At 72.6% G+C, this 19,292-nt stretch carries 18 protein-coding genes; 12 read left to right on the plus strand and 6 right to left on the minus strand.

What is annotated here, in order from left to right; all coding sequences use genetic code 11:
• Positions 1 to 167 precede the first annotated feature (167 nt).
• Entirely contained in the window at positions 168 to 1,211 is a 1,044-nt protein-coding gene (hemE, locus tag WFI16_RS13715; RefSeq protein WP_419898373.1) for a uroporphyrinogen decarboxylase, read from the plus strand.
• 175 nt (positions 1,212 to 1,386) lie between these two features.
• Here the strand turns inward: hemE and WFI16_RS13720 are convergent, their stop codons facing one another.
• The 3 genes from WFI16_RS13720 to WFI16_RS13730 all read right to left on the minus strand — a co-directional run bounded on the left by WFI16_RS13720 (position 1,387) and on the right by WFI16_RS13730 (position 3,927).
• A complete protein-coding gene (locus tag WFI16_RS13720; RefSeq protein ID WP_419898374.1) occupies positions 1,387 to 2,196 on the minus strand; it encodes a sugar phosphate isomerase/epimerase family protein in 810 nt (269 codons plus the stop codon).
• 4 nt (positions 2,197 to 2,200) lie between these two features.
• The gene (locus tag WFI16_RS13725; protein WP_442970691.1) at positions 2,201 to 3,391 is read right to left on the minus strand and encodes a dihydrodipicolinate synthase family protein; all 1,191 of its coding nucleotides are present in this window, start codon (positions 3,389 to 3,391) and stop codon (positions 2,201 to 2,203) included.
• A gap of 215 nt (positions 3,392 to 3,606) precedes the next feature.
• Positions 3,607 to 3,927 (minus strand): TIGR02300 family protein, encoded by a 321-nt coding sequence (locus WFI16_RS13730; RefSeq protein ID WP_419898375.1) that lies wholly within the window; start codon positions 3,925 to 3,927, stop codon positions 3,607 to 3,609.
• An 82-nt stretch (positions 3,928 to 4,009) separates the two neighbouring features.
• Here WFI16_RS13730 and aroA point away from each other — a divergent pair, with 82 nt between their 5' ends.
• The 11 genes from aroA to trpA all read left to right on the plus strand — a co-directional run bounded on the left by aroA (position 4,010) and on the right by trpA (position 15,944).
• Complete coding sequence (gene aroA, locus WFI16_RS13735) at positions 4,010 to 5,392, plus strand: 3-phosphoshikimate 1-carboxyvinyltransferase (RefSeq protein ID WP_419898376.1); 1,383 nt, start codon at positions 4,010 to 4,012, stop codon at positions 5,390 to 5,392.
• Positions 5,389 to 6,039, plus strand: a complete 651-nt coding sequence (cmk, locus tag WFI16_RS13740; RefSeq protein WP_419898377.1) for a (d)CMP kinase — start codon at positions 5,389 to 5,391, stop codon at positions 6,037 to 6,039. The genes aroA and cmk overlap by 4 nt, the downstream gene beginning before the upstream one ends.
• Before the next feature lie 148 nt (positions 6,040 to 6,187).
• Positions 6,188 to 8,242: a hypothetical protein gene (locus WFI16_RS13745; RefSeq protein WP_419898378.1), complete on the plus strand. Its 2,055-nt coding sequence runs from the start codon at positions 6,188 to 6,190 to the stop codon at positions 8,240 to 8,242.
• Between the two features lie 569 nt (positions 8,243 to 8,811).
• Complete coding sequence (gene rpsA, locus WFI16_RS13750) at positions 8,812 to 10,533, plus strand: 30S ribosomal protein S1 (protein ID WP_419898379.1); 1,722 nt, start codon at positions 8,812 to 8,814, stop codon at positions 10,531 to 10,533.
• A 176-nt stretch (positions 10,534 to 10,709) separates the two neighbouring features.
• Positions 10,710 to 11,627 (plus strand): signal peptide peptidase SppA, encoded by a 918-nt coding sequence (gene sppA / locus WFI16_RS13755; RefSeq protein WP_419898380.1) that lies wholly within the window; start codon positions 10,710 to 10,712, stop codon positions 11,625 to 11,627.
• A 64-nt stretch (positions 11,628 to 11,691) separates the two neighbouring features.
• Complete coding sequence (gene ihfB, locus WFI16_RS13760; protein WP_159994831.1) at positions 11,692 to 12,018, plus strand: integration host factor subunit beta; 327 nt, start codon at positions 11,692 to 11,694, stop codon at positions 12,016 to 12,018.
• Positions 12,015 to 12,350: a lipopolysaccharide assembly protein LapA domain-containing protein gene (locus WFI16_RS13765; protein ID WP_419898381.1), complete on the plus strand. Its 336-nt coding sequence runs from the start codon at positions 12,015 to 12,017 to the stop codon at positions 12,348 to 12,350. Before ihfB ends, WFI16_RS13765 begins: the two co-directional genes overlap by 4 nt.
• Positions 12,350 to 13,063, plus strand: coding sequence for an orotidine-5'-phosphate decarboxylase (pyrF, locus tag WFI16_RS13770; protein ID WP_419898382.1), 714 nt, complete (start codon positions 12,350 to 12,352; stop codon positions 13,061 to 13,063). The genes WFI16_RS13765 and pyrF overlap by 1 nt, the downstream gene beginning before the upstream one ends.
• Before the next feature lie 13 nt (positions 13,064 to 13,076).
• Positions 13,077 to 13,739, plus strand: coding sequence for a phosphoribosylanthranilate isomerase (locus tag WFI16_RS13775; protein ID WP_419898383.1), 663 nt, complete (start codon positions 13,077 to 13,079; stop codon positions 13,737 to 13,739).
• Between the two features lie 160 nt (positions 13,740 to 13,899).
• Positions 13,900 to 15,117, plus strand: a complete 1,218-nt coding sequence (gene trpB / locus WFI16_RS13780) for a tryptophan synthase subunit beta (protein WP_419898384.1) — start codon at positions 13,900 to 13,902, stop codon at positions 15,115 to 15,117.
• A complete protein-coding gene (gene trpA, locus WFI16_RS13785; RefSeq protein ID WP_419898385.1) occupies positions 15,114 to 15,944 on the plus strand; it encodes a tryptophan synthase subunit alpha in 831 nt (276 codons plus the stop codon). The genes trpB and trpA overlap by 4 nt, the downstream gene beginning before the upstream one ends.
• A gap of 127 nt (positions 15,945 to 16,071) precedes the next feature.
• On the opposite strand, the gene WFI16_RS13790 is transcribed toward trpA, so the two are convergent.
• From WFI16_RS13790 to WFI16_RS13800, 3 genes are read right to left on the minus strand one after another with little or no spacing between them, the layout of a single operon-like run.
• A complete protein-coding gene (locus WFI16_RS13790) occupies positions 16,072 to 17,049 on the minus strand; it encodes a Bug family tripartite tricarboxylate transporter substrate binding protein (RefSeq protein ID WP_419898386.1) in 978 nt (325 codons plus the stop codon).
• Between the two features lie 43 nt (positions 17,050 to 17,092).
• Positions 17,093 to 18,004 (minus strand): AEC family transporter, encoded by a 912-nt coding sequence (locus WFI16_RS13795; protein ID WP_419898387.1) that lies wholly within the window; start codon positions 18,002 to 18,004, stop codon positions 17,093 to 17,095.
• A gap of 15 nt (positions 18,005 to 18,019) precedes the next feature.
• On the minus strand, positions 18,020 to 19,003 hold the full coding sequence (locus WFI16_RS13800; protein ID WP_419898388.1) for an adenosine kinase: 984 nt from the start codon (positions 19,001 to 19,003) through the stop codon (positions 18,020 to 18,022).
• Positions 19,004 to 19,292 lie beyond the last annotated feature (289 nt).

Genomic DNA, 19,292 nt, shown 5'->3' on the forward strand with positions numbered 1-19,292 from the left:
AGTCCGGGGAAACGCGCGCAAACCGGCCTTTGAGCTGGGTTTCCACCCGATTCGCGCCTGTGGAGAAGTTTGTGGATTCAACGCGCGCCGAATTGCGTCCCCCTTATCCACAGGCCCTATAAGACCCCCATCTTTCTTAAAGACTCTTTTTCATAGAAAGGGGCGCCATGGAAAACGCGTCGAAGCCACTTCTGCGGGCCCTTGGCGGCGAGGCCGTCTGGCCGCCGCCCTTCTGGCTGATGCGCCAGGCCGGGCGCTACCTGCCGGAATACCGGGAGCTGCGGGCCCAGGCGGGGGACTTCATCAGCCTCTGCACCAACCCGGAGCTGGCGGCCGAGGTGACGCTGCAGCCCTTGCGCCGCTACGGCATGGACGGCGCCATCCTGTTCAGCGACATCCTGATGCTGCCCTGGGCCATGGGGCAGGGGCTGCGCTATGCCGAGGGCGAGGGGCCGCTGCTCGACCCGATCCGCGACGCCGAGGCTTTCTCGCGCCTGACCCCTGAAAACATTCGGAAAAACATCGCGCCGATCCTGGAGACGGTGGCGCGGGTGCGGGCGGGGCTGGCTCAGGAAGCGCCGAAGACCGCGCTGATCGGTTTCGCCGGAAGCCCCTTCACCGTCGCCTGCTACATGGTCGAGGGGAAGGGCGGCGGCGAATTCGCCCATGCAAGGCGCATGGCCTATGCCGATCCGGCGCTGTTCGGAAAGCTGATCCGGCTGCTGGTGGACAGCACCGTCGAATACCTGCTCGCCCAGGCGGAAGCCGGGGCCGAGGCGCTGATGCTGTTCGACAGCTGGGCCGGGCTGCTGTCGCCGGCGCAGTTCCGCCGCTGGTCGATCGAGCCGACCAACGCCATCGTCCGCGGCATCCGCAAGGTGCATCCGACCATCCCGCTGATCGGTTTTCCGCGTCTCGCCGGGCCCCTGCTGGTGGAATACGCGCAGCGCACCGGCGTCGGCACGGTGGGGATGGATACGGGGATGGATCCGCGCTGGGCCGCGGCGAATGTCCCCGCCAACATCGGCTTGCAGGGCAATCTCGACCCGCAGGCGGTGGTCGCCGGCGGCATGGCGCTGGAGGCCGAGGCGCGCTCGGTGCTGGCAGCGATGCGCGGCCGGCCCTTCGTCTTCAACCTGGGTCACGGCATCGTGCCGCCGACGCCGCCCGAGCATGTCGCGGCGCTGGCCCGGATCATCCGCATCGGGTGATTAGTTTTTCTAGGGGCTCGGGCGGAAGGCCGCTTCCGGGCCTCTGGAAAAATTTCCTAACGCTGTCCGCGGCGGGCTGGAGACGGTGCCAGGGCCTTTTGGCGGCCTGGCGCTCCCGTCGGGGCCGCCAAGGGTCCTGCCGGCCTCCAGCGGCCTTCCAGGGCCGGCTGAAGGGTCAGCAGGCTTCGGCGTGCCGCTCCTTCAGCAGGGTCAGCACCAGGTCGGGGTCCTGCTGCCACCAGCGATGCGACAGGATCTCGGCCTCGACGGCGCCGCGATAGCCGGCGGCCTCGACCATGCGGCGGATGCCGGGGATGTCGATCACGCCCTCGCCCGGCAGGCCGCGGTCGAAGACGGTGTCGGTGGTCGGCACCAGCCAGTCGCAGACATGGAAGGCAGCGATGCGGGTGCCGGCGCGGGCGATCTGCGCCGCCAGCGCCGGGTCCCACCAGATGTGATAGACATCGAGCGCCACCCCGGTGCCCGCCCCCAGCGCGTCGCAGAGGTCGAGCGCCTGGGCCGTGGTGGTCAGCACGCTGCGGTCGGCGCAGGTCATCGGGTGCAGCGGCTCCAGCGCCAGGGTGACGCCGGCGGCGCGCGCCTCGGGCAGGATGGCAGCCAGGCCGTCGGCGACCATCGCCCGTGCCCCCTCGAGGTCCCTGGAGCCCTCCGGCAGCCCGCCGCAGACCATCACCAGGCAGGCGGCGCCGAGCGCATGGGCTTCCGCGATGGCGCGGCGGTTGTCCTCGATGGCGGCGGCGCGGCCGGCGGCGTCCACCGCCGGGAACATGCCGCCGCGGCAGAGGCCGGAGACCGACAGCCCGGCCTCGCGGATCTGCCGCGCCGCCTGCGCCACCCCCATCGCCTGCAGCACGTCCCGCCAGGGGGCGATGGCAGGGATGCCGTGGCGGGCGCAGCCTTCGATGCACTGCGCCAGGTCCCAGCGCTGCTTCACCGTCACCGTGTTCAGCGACAGCGGGCCCATCGGCCTATTCCACCCCGTGCAGCGCCAGCAGCGTCCGCATCCGCCTCGCCGCTAACTCCGGGTCGGACAGCAGCCCGGCGGCATCGGCCAGGCGGAACAACTCGGCAAAATGCAGCAGCGACCGCGCCGATTGCTGGCCGCCCAACATACAAAAATGCGGCTGGTGGCCGTTCAGCCAGGCCATGAACACCACCCCCGTCTTGTAGAAGCGGGTGGGCGCCTGGAAGATGTGGCGCGACAGCGGCACGGTCGGCGCCAGGATGGCGTGGAAGCCCGCCAGATCGTCCTCGGCCAGGCAGGCCAGCGCGCCGCCCACCGCCGGCGCGATCGGGTCGAAGATGCCGAGCAGCGCGTCGGAATGGGCCTCGCCATCGCCGGCGATCAGCTCGGGGTAGTTGAAGTCGTCGCCGGTATACATCCGGACGCCCTTCGGCAGGCGGCGCCGCATGGCCACCTCCTTGCCGGCATCGAGCAGGGAGATCTTCACGCCGTCGACCTTGCCGGCATGCGCGCCGATCACCTGCAGCGCCGTCTCCATGGCCTGCCCGTGGTCGGCATGGCCCCAGTAGCCGTCGAGCGCCGGGTCGAACATCTCGCCCAGCCAGTGGATGATCACCGGCTGACGGACCTGCGACAGGATGCGGTCATAGACCCGGACATAGTCGTCGGGGCCGCGCGCCGCATGGGCCAGGGCGCGGGAGGCCATCAGGATGATCCGTCCGCCCAGGCCCTCGATGGCGGCGCATTGCTCCTCATAGGCGCGGATGACGTCGTCGATGGTGACGTCGGGCCCCGGTGCCAGGTGGTCGGTGCCGGCGCCGCTGGCCATGGCCGCGCCGGGGAAGTCCTGCATGGCGTCGAGCGAGCGGCGCACCAGTTCCTGGGCGGTGGTCCAGTCCAGCCCCATGCCGCGCTGGGCGGTGTCCATCGCCTCGGCGACGCCGAGCCCGAGCGACCAGAGATGCCGGCGGAAGGCGATGGTGCGCTCCCAGTCGATCGCCTGCGCCTCCCAGGGGTCCTGGGCGACCTGCGGGTCGACGACCATGTGGGCGGCGGCCAGCGCGATGCGCGGGAAGGGGGGTTTCGCCGCCGGGAAGCGCCGCGCCGGGCTCAGCGCGAAGGGCGCCAGCCGGCCATCGGCGCCGGGCAGCAGGAGGCGGTCCATGACAGGACTGGCCAGGGTCTGGCTGGACATGGCGGAGATTTCCCTGTTCCCGGGGGGCTCGGGCCCCCTCGTGCTTTCTGCGCGGGCAGTCTTTCTGCGCGGGCAGTCTGCGCGGAAACATCCGGGACAGGAATGGGCGGGCCGGCCTGCGCACAGCAAAAATCCGGCGCGCGGAGGCCGCGGCCGGATTCCCACCTCGAACCGGTATCAGCCGCCGGGCTCCCGAAGGAGGCCCGGCAGGGCGATCAGTTCTCTTCCTCGCGGTCGGTCTCGACCTCGATCTCGCCGTCGATATCGTCCTCGGCGTCGTCCAGGTCCTCGGCATCGTCGAGGTTCTCGTCGGCGTCGACATCCTCGATCTCGACATCGTCGCTGTCGGCCTCGGGCGCGATCACGCGCTTCTTCGGCTTCTCCTCGACGGCGGCGGCGGCGCGGCGCAGGCGCGGCTGCTCCGCCGGCTGCTCGGTGCCGCATTTCGGGCACACGGCGGGCTGGCGGGTCATGTCGTAGAACTTGGCGCCGCAGGCGACGCAAGTGCGTTTCAGACCCAGTTCGGGCTTGGCCATCAGCGTGAATATCCCGGGAATAGGCGGGCCAGGGATGGGCCGGCCGAGAAACACGCCGCGCATTGCCACGCACCCCGCCCCCATGTCAAACCCCGGCGTTGTGGGACACGACACGAAAGCAAGGCCGTTGCGCGCCACCCGGCCGCTCCAGGGCCTCGCCGGCCGCCTGACGGTCGCCGGCGACAAGTCCATCAGCCATCGCGCGCTGATGTTCGGGGCATTGGCCGTCGGCCGGACCGAGATCACCGGTCTGCTCGAGGGCGAGGATGTGCTGCGCACCGCCGCCGCCATGCGGGCGCTGGGCGCCACGGTGGATCGCCTCGGCGAAGGCCACTGGCAGGTCTCCGGCCGCGGCGTCGGCGGGCTGGTCGAGCCGGAGGACGTGCTCGACATGGGCAATTCCGGCACCGCCGCGCGGCTGATCTGCGGGCTGCTGGCCGGCCATCCGCTCTATGCCGTGCTGACCGGCGACGGCTCGCTGCGCAAGCGGCCGATGAAGCGGGTGATGGACCCGCTGGCGGCCAGCGGCGCCCGCTTCTCCTCGCGCGCCGGCGGCCGGCTGCCGCTGACCATCGAGGGCGCGACCGACCCGCTGCCGCTCGACTACCGCCTGCCGATGGCCTCGGCCCAGGTGAAGTCGGCGGTGATGCTGGCCGGGCTCTGCGCCCGCGGCGTCACCCGGGTGATCGAGCCCGAGGCGACGCGCGACCACACCGAGAACATGCTGCGCCATTTCGGCGCCACCGTCCGCGTCGCCGCCGAGGGCCATGGCCGCGTCATCGAGCTGGACGGCCAGCCGGAGCTGGTCGCGGCGCCGGTCGCCGTCCCCGGCGACCCGTCCTCCGCCGCCTTCCCGCTGGTCGCCGCCCTGCTGGTGCCGGGCTCCGCGCTGACGGTCGAGGGCGTCGGGCTGAACCCGCTGCGCACCGGGCTGTTCACCAGCCTGCAGGAAATGGGCGCCGACCTGACCATCTCGAACGCCCGCACCGAGGGCGGCGAGCCGGTGGGCGACATCACCGCCCGCTTCGGCGCGCTGCGCGCCGTCGACGTGCCGCCCGAGCGCGTGCCCTCGATGGTCGATGAATACCCGATCCTGGCGGTGGCCGCCGCCTGCGCCAGCGGCGTCAGCCGCTTCCGCGGCCTCGCCGAGCTGCGGGTCAAGGAGAGCGACCGCGTCGCCGCCACCGCCGCCCTGCTCGCCGCCAACGGCATCAGGGTGGAGATCGAGGGCGACGACATGCTGGTGCACGGCACCGGCGCGCGGCCGCCCGGCGGCGGGACGGTGGTTACCCATATGGACCACCGCATCGCCATGAGCGCGCTGGTGCTGGGCCTGGCCACCGAGAACCCGGTGACGGTCGATGACAGCAGCTTCATCGACACCTCCTTCCCCGGCTTCGCCGCGCTGATCAACCGCGCCAGCGGCGGCGACGCGCTGCGCCGGCTGAACAGCGGCCCCGCATGAGCAGGCCCGTTCCCCGTCCGGGCGTCGTCATCGCGGTCGACGGCCCGGCCGCGGCGGGGAAGGGGACGCTGGCGCGGCGGCTCGCGGCCACGCTGGGCCTGGCCTATCTCGACACCGGCCTGCTCTACCGGGCGACCGGGCGGCGGGTGCTGGATGCCGGCGCCGAGCCGCGCGACGCGGCGGCAGCCGAATCCGCCGCCCGCAGCCTGACCCCTGACGACCTGGCCCGCGGCGACCTGCGCGGTCCCGAGGCGGACCGCGCCGCCAGCGCGGTGGCCGCCATCCCGGCCGTCCGCGCCGCCCTGCTGGACTGGCAGCGCGATTTCGGCCGCCTGCATGGCGCCGTGCTGGATGGCCGCGACATCGGCACCGTCGTCTTCCCCGACGCCTTGGTGAAACTCTACGTCACCGCCTCCGACGAGGAGCGCGCCCGCCGCCGCCACCGGGAGCTCGCCGGCCGTGGCGTCGCCGCCGACCTCGCGGTGGTGTTGGAGGAGCTGCGCGCCCGCGACGCGCAGGATGCCAGCCGCGCCGTGGCGCCGCTGAAGCCGGCGAATGACGCCGTGCAGCTCGACACCACCACCCTCGATGCCGAGGCTGCCTATCAGGCGGCCCTGGATGTGGTGAGGCGGAAGCTGCCCGCCTGATCGCCCGCCGCGGCAGCCCGCCGCGCGCCGCCGATCACATCCGGGCCGCTCACGCCGGTTTTGCCGCCTCCCGCCGGGATGCCCCCTCGGCGCCGGGCGGCACCCCGCCTAGGCTGGCGGCAAGACATCGCCCGGGATCACCGCCGCCATGCGCAAGCTGCTGCCGCTCTGCCTGCTGCCCCTGATGCTGCCCGGCGCCGCTGCCCTGGCCCAGGTGCCCGCGCCGGAGATCGCGGCGGTGGAGCTGCCGGTGCGCGCCGTCACCCTCTCCTCCTCCGGCCTGGCGCAGATCGAGCGCAGCGGCACCCTGCCGGCCGGCGCGCCGATCGCCTTCCGCGCCCCGCTCGGCGATATCGACGACCTGCTGAAGAGCCTGGTGGTCTCCGACCCCGTGGGCAGCGTCGTCGGCCTGCGCCTGCCGGCGCGCGACCTGGCGGCCGAGGCCTTCCAGGGCCTGCCCGTCACGGCGGATGATTTCGCCAGCCGCGCCGCGCTGCTGACCGCGCTGCGCGGCCAGCAGGTCGAGGTCGCCGGCCAGTCGGGACGCCTGGCCGGCGCGCAGGAGACCGAGAAGGGGCTGCGCGTCACCCTGCTGACGCCGACCGGCCTGACGCCGCTGCTGCTGGAGGAGGGGGTCTCGGTCCGCTTCACCGACCCGTCCCTGGCCCAGCGGCTGGAGCGCGCGGCCGAGGCGGTCGCGGCCGGTGCCGGCGCCGACCAGCGCCGCATCGAGATCGCCATGCGCTCGGGCCGCATGCGTGCCGGGCAGGACCGCGCCGTCAGCCTGACCTATGTCGCCGGCGCGCCGCTGTGGAAGCCCTCCTGGCGGCTGCTGGCGCCACCCGCCGGCGCCCCGGCGGAAGCCCGGCTGCAGGGCTGGGCGGTGGTCGAGAACCGCTCCGGCGCCGACTGGAACCAGATCCGCCTGTCGCTGGTCGAGGCCGATTCGGCCGCCTTCCGCCAGCCGCTCTACGAGCCGCTGATGGTGCCGCGCATCGAGCTGCCGCTGCGCATGGCGGAAGCCCTGCGGCCGCAGGCCGATAGCGGCGCCCGCCCGGCGCCGCCGCCACCGCCGCCGATGGCCATGGCCCCCGCGCCCATCGCGCCCTCCGGGCCGATGCTGCGCCGCGAGCGCGCCGCCGCCGCCGAGGCCGCCATGCCCGCCCCGGCCGAGCTCGCCGCCCCGGCGCTGGCCGCCGCCTCGGCCGGCCGCGTCGCCTTCACCCTGCCCGAGCCGGTGACGCTGCGCGGTGGCGAGACGGCGAACCTGCCCTTCCTCGATGCCCGCCTGCCAGCCGAGCGCGTCTGGTGGGTGCAGGATCAGGCGGCGCGCCACCCACTGCAGGCGCTGCGCCTGACCAACAACGGCAATGCCATCCTGCCGGCGGGGCTGGCCGCGGTGTTCGGCACCGTCGGCGCCGAGGCAGGCGCCTTCCTGGGCGATGCCGAGATCCGCGCCATGGCCCCGGGCGAGACCCGGCTGCTGGCCTTCGCCCGCGACCGCGACGTGCTGCTGACCTCCGCCGCCGACCAGGCGGAGCGGCTGGTCGCGGCCGACCTGCAGGGCCACCAGCTGAAGCTGCGCTTCCTGCGCATCGACACGCTGTCCTTCGCCGTCGATCCGCGCGGCGCGCGCGGCCGGCTGCTCCTCGACCTGCCGCGCCGGCCCGGCAGCACGCCGCGCTTCAGCATCGCCTCCGAGGGCGATTTCGGCCTGCGCCACGAGGCGGTGCTCGACGGCAAGCCGACCACGCTCCGCCTCTCCTATGAGCGGGAGATGCGGCGCGACATGCCGCTCTGGGACCAGGCGCTGGGCGATCCGCGCCTGCTGGTCTGGCGCGACATCGACCTGGAGCGCGACGCCCGCCGCCTGCCTGGCGGCCCCGGCACGCTGGAGACGCTGCGCGAGCTGCAGGCCCGCATGCCGCCCGAGGATGCCGGCACCCTGGCCCGGCTGGTCGAGCGGATGGGCAGGCAGCGGGAACTGCTGGACGCCTTCCGCGCCGCCGCCATCGCCGCCCAGGCGGCCGATGCCGCCCTGGTCCGGGCGCGCGCGGCGGCCGAGGACCGCAGCGGCGGCTCGCGCACCGCGGCGCGGCAAGCGCTGAACGCCGCCTCGGCCGAGGCCGAGCGCACCGGTGCCGCCGCCGACCGCGCCTGGACCGCCTGGCAGCTGGGGGTCGAGGCGCTGCTCGGCGGCTGATCCGCCGCAGGGCGGGGGGCAGGGCCGGAGTCGCATGCCGGCGCCGCCGGCCCCTGGCTTGGCCGGTGCGGGCGCAGGCGGCCGGAGCGGCAGCCGGGCAGGGGCCGCGCGCGGGGCCGGCCCGGCGCCCCGGCCCATTAAAAAAGCGAATCAATCCACAAGCTGCGAAAGCTGCGGGGCGTGGTGAAAGCCGCCCCAGCCAGGGTGCAACGCACCGTTCCGCTTCGCCTCCGATTTCGCTTGACGGGTCCGCCGCCGCTGGCCTAGGGGCCAACGCTGAGCTGACGGGCCGCGAGGTCCGGCAGCGTCCGGCGGGGGGCCTGCCCCCGGGCTGCGCGTTGTCAGGGCCTCGCGCCCCGTGCCGCGCGTCCGTCGCCGCCGGACCGGAAAAGGCGGGCCGTACACCGTCTGTCGCAACCGGGCCGGTCGGCGCATCTCCTGCGGGAAGGGCGCCCGGTCACGTCGTGTCTGCCGTCGAGGGCCCTGTTCGACAGGCTTTCCTCTGCCGGTGGGGGCGCAGGAATCGGTCCGGATGCCTGTCCGGGCCGGTGTCAGGAAATTTCTGCTTCATGGCTAATGCCAACAGCCCTTCCACGACCTCGGCCGGCATGGAAGATTTCGCCGCCCTGCTCGACGCCTCGCTGGGCGCCGATACCGGCTTCGCCGGCTCGGTGGTGACCGGCCGCGTCGTCCGGGTGGATGACGATTTCGCGGTCGTGGACGTCGGGCTGAAGAGCGAGGGGCGCGTGCCCCTCAAGGAATTCGCGCCCCCCGGCCAGAAGGCCGAGGTGAAGCCCGGCGACATCATTGAGCTCTTCGTCGAGCGCTATGAGGATCGCGACGGCTCCATCGTGCTGAGCCGCGAGAAGGCCCGCCGCGAGGAAGCCTGGACCAACCTGGAGAAGGCGTTCAACGCGCAGCAGCGCGTCAACGGCGTCATCTTCGGCCGCGTCAAGGGCGGCTTCACCGTCGACCTCGGCGGCGCCGTGGCCTTCCTGCCCGGCTCCCAGGTCGATATCCGCCCGGTGCGCGATGTCGGCCCGCTGATGGGCAGCCCGCAGCCGTTCCAGATCCTGAAGATGGATCGCGCCCGCGGCAACATCGTGGTCTCGCGCCGCGCTGTGCTCGAGGAGACCCGTGCGGAGCAGCGTTCTGAGCTGATCCAGGGCCTCAAGGAAGGCATGATCCTCGACGGCGTCGTCAAGAACATCACCGACTACGGTGCGTTCGTCGACCTCGGCGGCGTGGACGGCCTGCTGCATGTCACCGACATCGCCTGGCGCCGCATCAACCACCCGTCCGAGGCCCTGACCATCGGTCAGCAGGTCCGCGTGCAGGTCATCCGCTTCAACTCCGAGACGCAGCGCATCTCGCTCGGCATGAAGCAGCTGATGTCCGATCCGTGGGAAGGTGTCGCGATCAAGTACCCGGTGGGTGCGAAGTTCAGCGGCCGCGTGACCAACATCACCGACTACGGCGCCTTCGTGGAGCTGGAGCCGGGCGTCGAGGGTCTGGTCCACGTCTCCGAGATGAGCTGGACCAAGAAGAACGTCCATCCGGGCAAGATCGTCGCCACTTCGCAGGAAGTCGACGTGATGATCCTGGACGTGGACGAGCCGAAGCGCCGCATCTCGCTCGGCCTGAAGCAGGCTCAGGGCAACCCCTGGGAGCTGTTCCTGGAGAGCCATGGCCCCGGCTCGATCGTCGAGGGCGAGATCCGCAACATCACCGAATTCGGTCTGTTCGTGGGTCTGGCTCCCGAGATCGACGGCATGGTGCACATGTCCGACCTGTCCTGGGACGTTGCCGGCGAGCAGGCGATGGCCGCCTACAAGAAGGGCGACGTCGTCAAGGCCAAGGTGCTGGACGTGGATATCGAGAAGGAGCGCATCTCCCTCGGTATCAAGCAGCTCCAGGCTGACCCGGCCGCCGAGGTCCTCGACCGCGTCCGCAAGGGCGATGTCGTGACCTGCACCGTGACCAAGGTCGAGCAGAACGGCATCGAGGTGAAGGTCGACGAGGTCCTGACGGGCTTCATCCGCCGCGCCGAGCTGGCCCGTGACCGTGGCGACCAGCGCCCCGACAAGTTCGCCATCGGCGAGAAGGTCGATGCGAAGGTGACCGCCGTCGACCGCGCCGCCCGCCGCCTGGCCCTGACCATCAAGGGCAAGGAAGTCGAGGAGGAGCGCGAGGCGATGAAGGAATACGGCACCGCCGATTCCGGTGCCTCGCTGGGCGATATCCTGGGCGCGGCCATCCGCCGCCGCAACCAGAGCTCCAGCGACGAGTAATCAGGGAAGCAAGGGCCGGGGGAAGGTATTCCCCCGGACCCCCTTCTATTTCTGATCTTCGGCGCTGGCGGCAACGGCAGCGCCTGACAAGGCCCCGGGGGGAAGCCCCTGGGGCCTTTTGTCATGCGGGGCTTTCCCTTGACCCGGCACCCCCCGCCCCCCATTCATGGGCGGCGATGAGCATCCCCCTCGAGCACGACCTGCTGGTCGACCGCCGCCGCCTGAAGCGCCGCCTGGCCTTCTGGCGCGTCGCCGCCGTGCTCGCGCTGCTGGCCGCCGGCGTCGCCCTGACCGCCCGCCTGGCCGGCAGCCTCGCCCCCGGCCACCTGGTCCGCCTCTCGGTCGAGGGCACCATCGGCGACGACCGCAAGCTGACCGAGGCGATCGCCGCCGCCGCCCGCGACGACGCGGTCAGGGGCATGATCCTGTCGATCGACAGCCCCGGCGGCACGGTCGCCGGCGGCGAGGGGCTGCACGACGCCCTGCAGCGCTTCCGCGCGACCGGCAAGCCGCTGGTCGCGGTGATGCGCGGCACCGCCGCCTCGGCCGGCTACATGATCGCCATGCCGGCGCAGCGCGTCTTCGCCCGCGAATCCACCCTCACCGGCTCGATCGGCGTCATCCTGCAGAGCTTCGAGGCCAGCCGGCTGATGGAGACGCTGGGGGTGCGGGCCGAGATGCTGACCTCCGGCGCCCTGAAGGGCGAGCCCAACCCCTTCCGCCCGATGACCGAGCAGGGCCGCGCCGTGCTGCAGGGCGTGCTGGCCGACATGCACGCGCAATTCGTCGCCATGGTCGCCGAGGGCCGTCACCTGCCGGTCGAGCGGGTCGCGGCGCTGGCCGATGGCCGCGTCTATACCGGCCGCCAGGCGCTGGCGGAAAAGCTGATCGACGCCATCGGCGGCGAGCCCGAGGCGCGCGCCTGGCTGGCCGCCGAGGCGAAGATTCCGGCGGAGACCCCGGTGCAGGACCTGGACCCGCGCAGCGCGGCCGAGCGGGCGCTCGGCTTCTCCCTGCGGATGGTGATGAAAAGCGTTGTTTCAGAATGGCTTGCGATTGACGGCGCCCGGGCCGTTTGGCAGCTTCAGCCGTGACCCTTTCTGCAGTGACCGGCGAGCCGGCCCCCCATTCCGACGACCGGCAGGAGAGCGCAGTGCCATGACCAAATCCGAGCTGATCGCGCAACTGGCGGCGGCCAATCCGCATTTGCGCCAACCGGACGTGGAACTGATCGTGGGCACCATCTTCAACGAGATCACCGCGGCGCTGGCGCGCGGCGACCGGGTCGAGCTGCGCGGCTTCGGCGCCTTCTCCGCCAAGGCGCGGGAGGCCCGCACCGGCCGCAACCCGCGCACCGGCGAGGCGGTCGAGGTCTCCAGCAAGGCCGTCCCCTATTTCAAGCCGGGCAAGGAGCTGCGCGAGCGCGTCAATGGCGGGCCGCTGCAGGCGCCGAAGCGCGCCCCCCGCGCGGTGCCCGCCCCATGATGCGGCTGATCGGTCTGCTGCTCACCGCCCTGCTGCTGCTGCTGCTGGTGCTCTTCGCCATTTCCAACAGCGGCGCCGTGCTGCTGCGGCTCTGGCCGCTCGACCTGGTCTGGGAGGTGCCGCTGGCCGGCGCCGTGCTCGGCGCCGCGGCGATTTCCTTCCTGCTCGGCGCGCTGGTCGCCTGGGGCGGCGCGCTGCGCTACCGCCGCCGCGCCTGGAAGATGCAGCGCGCCGCGCAGCTGCTGGAGGCGGAGCTGGCCGAGCTGCGCGCCCAGCAGGAGGCGGCGAAGAAGGCCGCGCTGCCCGCCGGCACCGCGCTGGCCACGCGCTGATGCGCCAGAAGCCCAACGCGGCCGGCATCATCGCCGCGCTGGACACGCCGGATGCTGGCCAGGCCGAGGCCTGGGCCGGCGCCGTCGCGCCGCATGTCGGCCTGGTGAAGGTCGGGCTGGAGCTGTTCTGCGCCGAGGGCCTGTCGGTGGTGACGCGCATCGCCCGCCACCGCCCGGTCTTCCTCGACCTGAAGTTCCACGACATCCCCAATACCGTGGCCGGCGCCGTCCGCTCGGTCTGCGCGGCGCGCCCGGCGATGCTGACGCTGCATGGCGGCGGCGGCGCGGCGATGATCGAGGCCGCCCGCCGCGCCGCCGAGGACAGGCTGGGCGAGGACCGACCGGCGATCCTGGCGGTCACCGTGCTGACCAGCTTCACCGCGGCCGGCCTGGCCGAGACCGGCGTCTCCGGCGGCCCGGCGCAGCAGGTGCTGCGGCTGGCGCGGCTGGCGCTCGCGGCCGGGGCCGATGGCCTCGTCTGCAGCCCGCACGAGGTTTCTCGTATCCGCGACGCCTTCGGCGGCGACCCGCTGCTGGTGGTGCCGGGCGTCCGCCCGGCCGGTGCCGCGGTCGGCGACCAGGCCCGCGTGGCGACGCCCGAGGAGACCATCGCCGCCGGCGCCGACTGGCTGGTGATCGGCCGGCCGATCATGGCAGCCGCCGATCCGGCCGCCGCCGCGGCCGCCATCGCCGCCTCGATCCGCCCGCGATGACGGCGCTGTCCTGATGCCGCACAACCTGCCCCGCATCCAGGTCAAGGTCTGCGGCATCAACGACGCCGAATCCTACGATGCCGCCTGCCGCGCCGGCGCCGACATGGTGGGCTTCGTCTTCTTCCCGGCCTCGCCGCGCTATGTCAGCCCCGAGCAGGCCGCGGCGCTGGCCGGGCGCAGCGGCACCGGCCGCCGCCCGCTGGCCGTCGGCCTGTTCGTCGATCCCGACGACGCGCTGATCGCCGAGGTGCTGGAGCAGGTGCCGCTCGGCCTGCTGCAGCTGCATGGCGAGGAGACGCCGGAGCGCTGCGCCGCCATCCGCGCGCGCTTCGGCCTGCCGGTGATGAAGGTGCTGGGCATCGCCACCGAGGCCGACCTGGCGCTGATCGACGCCTATGCGCCGGTGGTCGACCGCTTCCTGCTGGATGCCAAGCCGCCGCCGGGCGCCAGCCTGCCGGGCGGCAATGCGGTCAGCTTCGACTGGACGCTGCTGGCCGGCCGCAGCCTGCCGCGGCCCTGGATGCTGGCCGGCGGGCTGACCCCGCTGAACGTCGCCCAGGCGGTCCGCGCCAGCGGCGCGGCGGCGGTCGATGCCTCTTCCGGGCTGGAGCGGATGCGCGGGGTGAAGGATCCCGTGCTGATCGCCGCCTTCATTGCTGCGGCGCACTCGGCCTAGGCAACCCACGGCGCGGCCACTCCGGGCACGGCGCTCCGGTGCGTTTCCGGGATTTTCCTGAAAAAACCATGCGCGGGGGCGCTACCCCCTATCCTCCTTGCGCGCTAACACCATCTGGCACTTTGCGCGCAGCCTTCGCCGCGCATCTTGGAGGAATGGAGTGAACAAGCCTCTGCCAAATACTCTGCGCCAGGGTCCGGATGGACGCGGTCGCTTCGGTCAGTTCGGCGGCCGTTATGTCGCCGAGACGCTGATGCCCGTCATCCAGGAGGTCGAGCAGGCCTATAACGAGGCCCGCAACGACCCGGCCTTCATGGCAGAGTGGCGACGCTTGCTGAAAGACTATGTCGGCCGCCCGAGCCCGCTCTGGCTCTGCGAGCGGCTGACCGAGCACCTCGGCGGCGCGAAGGTCTATTTCAAGCGCGAGGAGCTCAACCACACCGGCGCGCACAAGATCAACGCCGTGCTGGGCCAGATCATGCTGGCCAAGCGCATGGGCAAGCCGCGCATCATCGCCGAGACCGGGGCGGGCCAGCACGGCGTCGCCACCGCCACGGCCTGCGCGCTGTTCGGGCTGAAATGCGTCGTCTACATGGGCGCCACCGATGTCGAGCGGCAGCAGCCCAACGTCTTCCGCATGAAGCTGCTGGGGGCGGAGGTGGTGCCTGTCACCTCCGGCGCCGGCACGCTGAAGGACGCGATGAACGAGGGGCTGCGCGACTGGGTCGCCAATGTCTCCGACACCTACTACTGCATCGGCACGGTCGCCGGCCCGGCGCCCTTCCCGCAGATGGTGCGCGACTTCCAGTGCGTCATCGGCGAGGAGACGCGCCAGCAGATCCTGGCCGCCGAAGGCCGGCTGCCGGACGCGCTGGTCTGCGCCGTCGGCGGCGGCTCCTCGGCCATGGGGCTGTTCCATCCCTTCCTCGACGATGCCGAGGTCGCCATCTACGGCGTCGAGGCGGCCGGGCGCGGCATGGAGAGCGGCGAGCACGCGGCGGCCATCGGCGGCGGCCGCCCCGGCGTGCTGCACGGCAACCGCACCTATCTGCTGCAGGACGATCACGGGCAGATCACCGAGGCGCATTCGATCTCGGCCGGGCTCGACTATCCCGGCATCGGCCCGGAGCATTCCTGGCTGCACGAGATCGGCCGGGCGACCTATGTCAGCGTCACCGACCAGGAGGCGCTGGAGGCCTTCCAGCTCTGCTCGCGGCTCGAGGGCATCATCCCCGCCCTCGAATCCGCGCATGGCCTGGCGCATGTGATGAAGCTGGCGCCGCAGATGGACAAGGATAAGATCATTATCCTCAACCTGTCCGGCCGCGGCGACAAGGACATCTTCACCGTCGCCAAGCACCTGGGAGAGACGCTGTGAGCCGCATCGCCCGGCGCTTCGCGGCGCTCAAGGCCGAGGGCCGCGGCGCCCTGATGCCCTTCATCGAGGCCTACGACCCCGACCCCGCCACCAGCATGGCGCTGCTGCGCGGGCTGCCGGGGGCGGGGGCCGACCTGATCGAGCTGGGCGTGCCCTTCACCGATCCGATGGCCGATGGCCCGACCGTGCAGAAGGCCGGGCAGCGCGCGCTGCAGGCCGGCGGCACCCTGGCCGGGGCGCTGGCCATGGTGCGCGACTTCCGCCGCGAGGATGACGACACCCCGGTCGTGCTGATGGGCTACGTCAATCCGATCCTGTCCTACGGCATCGACCGCTTCTGCCTGGACGCCGCCTCCTCGGGCGTCGACGGGCTGATCGTGGTCGACCTGCCGCCGGAGGAAGCCGACGAGCTGGCCATCCCGGCCCGGGCGCAGCTGCTGGACATGATCCGCCTGATCGCGCCGACCACCGACGAGAACCGCCTGCCCAAGGTCCTCGCCGGCACCAGCGGTTTTATTTACTACGTGGCGATCGCCGGCATCACCGGCACCCGCAGCGCCAGCAAGGACACGCTGGCCGAGGCCATCCCGCGCGTCCGCCGCTTCACCGACCTGCCGATCGCCATCGGCTTCGGCGTCCGCACGCCGCAGCAGGCGGCCGAGGCGGTGCAGGTGGCCGATGGCGCCGTGGTGGCCTCTGCGCTGATCGACACCCTGGCCAAGTCGCTCGACGACAAGGGCAGGGCGAAGCCCGATACCGTGCGCAAGGTGCTCGACCAGGTGCGCGACCTGGCCGAGGCGGTGCGCGGGGCGCGGGTGGCGGCCTGACAAAAAGGCCAGCGGAAAACAAAGGCCAGGGGGAATGAATTCCCCCTGGACCCCCTTCTTCTTTCTGCGGTGACTGCCGTCTCCAGGTGGGGACGGTCGGTGCAACGGCCGCCCGGCAGCGCGGCCTTCAGCTGTCCAGCCTGATCCCCAGCTCCCGGATTAACGGCCGCCACACGCCATTCTCGGCGGCGACGAAGTCGTTCAGCGCGGCAGGGGTCCAGGGCGCGCTTTCGATCCCCAGGCCGCGCATCCGCTCCTGCATGGCGTCCGACGCCACCGCGGCGCGCAGATCCTGGTTCAGCCGCCCGATCACCGCGGGCGGCGTGCCGGCCGGCGCGTGCATGCTCTGCCAGCCGAAGGCCACGGCCTTGTCGATGCCGAGCTCCAGCGCGGTCGGCACCGAAGGCGCCTGGGCCGAGCGGGCTTCCGACAGCACCACCAGGGCGCGCGCCTTGCCGTCGCGCAGGAAGGGGATGCCGGTGGCACAATCGATCAGCACGCTGTCCAGCGTGCCGGCCAGCAGGTCCTGCATGGCGGCCGGGCCGCCGCGATAGGGGACATGGGTGGCATCGAACCCGGCGCGGCGCTTCAGCATCTCCATCGCCAGGTGGTGCGGCGAGGCGACGGCCGGGGAGCCGTAGGTCGGCACCGTGGCGAGGCGGGTATAGGCGGCGAAGCTGTCGACCGGGCTGTCGGGGCGGACCACCAGGAACAGCGGGAAGCGGCCTATGAAGCCGACCCCGGTCAGGTCGCGGTCCGGGTCATAGGGCAGCCGGGCATAGAGCGCCGGGTTGTAGACCAGGTTGCCATTGTCGGCATGCAGCAGGGTATAGCCATCGGGCGCGCTGCGGCTGACCGTCTCGCTGGCCAGCACGGCACCGCCGCCCGGGCGGTTCTCCACCACCATGCTCTGGCCCAGCCGCGGGGTGATGAAGCCGGCGATTAGCCGGGCATAGGTGTCGCTCGGGCCGCCGGGCGGATAGCCCACCACCCAGCGCAGCGGGCGCTCCGGCCAGTTGGCGGCCTGGGCCTGGGCCGGGGCTTGGGCCGAGGCGAGGGAGGGCAGGGCCAGGCCAGCCCCCAGAACAGCGCGTCGTCGCAGCATCGCATGGTTTCCCGTGATGCGGCGCATCATGCGCTGGCCCCGGTCAGCGCGCCAGCAGCAGCACCCAGAGCGGCAGGCTGACCACCGCCGCCAGGTGCTGGGTGGTGATCATGGCGGCCATCAGCGGCGCGTCGCCGCCCATGCCGCGCGCCTGCACATAGGCGGTGGTGGCGGTGGGCTGCGCCATGAACAGCACGGCGACGGCCAGGCCCAGCGGCTCCAGCCCCAGCAGCCGGGCCAAGCCCAGCGCGATCAGCGGCATCACCAGCAGCTTCAGCACGCCGGTCAGCAGCTGCGTCACCGGCTGCGCCTGCAGCGCCCCCGGCGTCAGCGCCGCGCCGACGCAGAGCAGCCCGACCGCCAGCGATCCCTGCGACAGGCCGCGCAGCAGGCCGGACAGCCCGGGCGGCGGCCCGCCCAGCAGCGCCAGCACCATGCCGGCGGCGCAGGCCTGCAGCAGCGGGTTGGTCGCCATCTGCTTCAGCACCCGCCAGGGGCTTGGCCGCGCGCTGCCGCCGAGGGCGAAGACGATGGTGATCACCACCTGCACGAAGGGCACGATCAGCCCGGTGGCGATGCCGCCGAAGGCGATGCCGGCCGGCCCGTGCACCGCCCCCGTCACCGCGAAGGCCAGCAGGTTGTTGTAGCGGATGCCGCCCTGCAGCACCGAGGTCGCCGTCGCATGGCCATGCCCCAGCAGGCGCGCCAGGCCCAGCGACAGCAGCGTGCCGATCGCCAGGCTGCCCCAGATGGTGCCGGCCAGCGCCCCCAGCGGCAGCGCCGCCAGGTTCACCGAGCCGATCGAGGAGACCAGCAGCGCCGGCAGCAGCACGGCGAAGACCAGCTTCTCCATTCCCGCCCAGACCGCCGCATCGGTCAGCAGCCGCCGGCGCAGCAGCGCGCCGAGGCCGATCATGCCGAAGGTGGCGACGAAGGCGTCGAGCCAGGGGCCCATCGGGCGTTCCGGGCCTCAGCGGGGGGCGACGAGGGCCTTCAGGTCGGCCTGCGGCCGCGCGCCGAAATGGCCGATGCATTCGGCCGCCGCGATCGAGCCCCATCGGCCGCATTCCGGCAGGGCATGGCCGGCGGTCAGCGCCGCCAGGAAGCCGGCGGCATAGGCATCGCCGGCGCCGGTGGTATCGACGACCGTGGCGGGCGCCGCCTTGATCACATGCGTCTGCTCGCCGGCGACGACGACGCTGCCCTGCTCGCTGCGGGTCAGGGCGGCCAGCTTCACCTCGCCGCGCACCGCCTCCACCGCCGCCTCGAAGCTGTCCACCTCGTAGAGCGACATGATCTCCGCCTCGTTGGCGAAGAGGATGTCGACCTGGCGGGCGACCAGCGCGCGGAAGGCCTCGCGGTGGCGGCCGACGCAGAACGGGTCGGACAGCGACAGCGCCACCTGGCGCCCGGCCGCATGCGCCGCCGCCGCCGCCCGGCGGAACGCCGCCTGCGCCGCCGGCGGGTCGAACAGGTAGCCCTCGAGATAGGTCACCGAGGCCGAGGCAACGAGCGCGGTGTCGACATCCTCCTCGCCGAAGCTGACGCAGGCGCCGAGATAGGTGTTCATCGTCCGCTGCCCGTCCGGCGTCACCAGGATCAGGCAGCGCGCCGTCGGATCGCCGCCGGCGAGCGGGGCGGTCGGGAAGACCACGCCGGCGGCGCGGATGTCATGCGCGAAGGCCTGGCCCAGCGCGTCGTCGGCGACCTTGCCCAGGAAGCCCACCTTGGCGCCGAGCCCGGCGGCGACCGCGCAGGTATTGCCGGCCGAGCCGCCGCTGCTCTCGATCCCCGGGCCCATGGCGGCGTAGATCGCCTCGGCGCGGGCCGTGTCGATCAGCGCCATCGACCCCTTCACCATGCCCTGACCGGCCAGGAAGCCGTCCTCGGCGCGCGCCTGCACGTCCAGGATGGCATTGCCGATGCCGAGGATGTCGAGAGTGGTGCCGGTCATGCTGCGGTCCTGATCTGCCTGCGGCCTCCGCGATAGCAGCCGCGCGCCGGACTTCATAGGGCGCGGCGGCGCCGCCGCCGGAGCGCCCGCCGCCGCTCACATCTCGCGGCGCGGCACGCTTCCGCCGGCGTGACGAAAACGCCCATCCCCGCTGCTGCGGCAGGGGCTTTGCGCCGCGCGCAGCAGGCGAGAAAAGCGCAGGAATTTCAGCCGCAGGGCCCGCCCCCGGTTGTCCATCCCCCGCGGCCCGTGATAGCCCCGCTCAGACGCATCCCGCCGGCCCGGCGAC

Source organism: Roseomonas sp. USHLN139, assembly GCF_037145735.1.
In the GTDB taxonomy this organism is placed as follows: Bacteria; Pseudomonadota; Alphaproteobacteria; order Acetobacterales; family Acetobacteraceae; genus Pseudoroseomonas.

Coding starts and splice junctions, on each gene's coding strand:
- WFI16_RS13765 (WP_419898381.1), top strand. CDS start 12,015: ATGATGCGGCTGATCGGTCTGCTGCTCACCGCCCTGCTGCTGCTGCTG.
- WFI16_RS13730 (WP_419898375.1), bottom strand. CDS start 3,927: ATGGCCAAGCCCGAACTGGGTCTGAAACGCACTTGCGTCGCCTGCGGC.
- WFI16_RS13800 (WP_419898388.1), bottom strand. CDS start 19,003: ATGACCGGCACCACTCTCGACATCCTCGGCATCGGCAATGCCATCCTG.
- WFI16_RS13725 (WP_442970691.1), bottom strand. CDS start 3,391: ATGTCCAGCCAGACCCTGGCCAGTCCTGTCATGGACCGCCTCCTGCTG.
- ihfB (WP_159994831.1), top strand. CDS start 11,692: ATGACCAAATCCGAGCTGATCGCGCAACTGGCGGCGGCCAATCCGCAT.
- WFI16_RS13745 (WP_419898378.1), top strand. CDS start 6,188: ATGCGCAAGCTGCTGCCGCTCTGCCTGCTGCCCCTGATGCTGCCCGGC.
- cmk (WP_419898377.1), top strand. CDS start 5,389: ATGAGCAGGCCCGTTCCCCGTCCGGGCGTCGTCATCGCGGTCGACGGC.
- WFI16_RS13720 (WP_419898374.1), bottom strand. CDS start 2,196: ATGGGCCCGCTGTCGCTGAACACGGTGACGGTGAAGCAGCGCTGGGAC.
- WFI16_RS13790 (WP_419898386.1), bottom strand. CDS start 17,049: ATGCTGCGACGACGCGCTGTTCTGGGGGCTGGCCTGGCCCTGCCCTCC.
- pyrF (WP_419898382.1), top strand. CDS start 12,350: ATGCGCCAGAAGCCCAACGCGGCCGGCATCATCGCCGCGCTGGACACG.
- aroA (WP_419898376.1), top strand. CDS start 4,010: ATGTCAAACCCCGGCGTTGTGGGACACGACACGAAAGCAAGGCCGTTG.
- hemE (WP_419898373.1), top strand. CDS start 168: ATGGAAAACGCGTCGAAGCCACTTCTGCGGGCCCTTGGCGGCGAGGCC.
- WFI16_RS13775 (WP_419898383.1), top strand. CDS start 13,077: ATGCCGCACAACCTGCCCCGCATCCAGGTCAAGGTCTGCGGCATCAAC.
- sppA (WP_419898380.1), top strand. CDS start 10,710: ATGAGCATCCCCCTCGAGCACGACCTGCTGGTCGACCGCCGCCGCCTG.
- WFI16_RS13795 (WP_419898387.1), bottom strand. CDS start 18,004: ATGGGCCCCTGGCTCGACGCCTTCGTCGCCACCTTCGGCATGATCGGC.
- rpsA (WP_419898379.1), top strand. CDS start 8,812: ATGGCTAATGCCAACAGCCCTTCCACGACCTCGGCCGGCATGGAAGAT.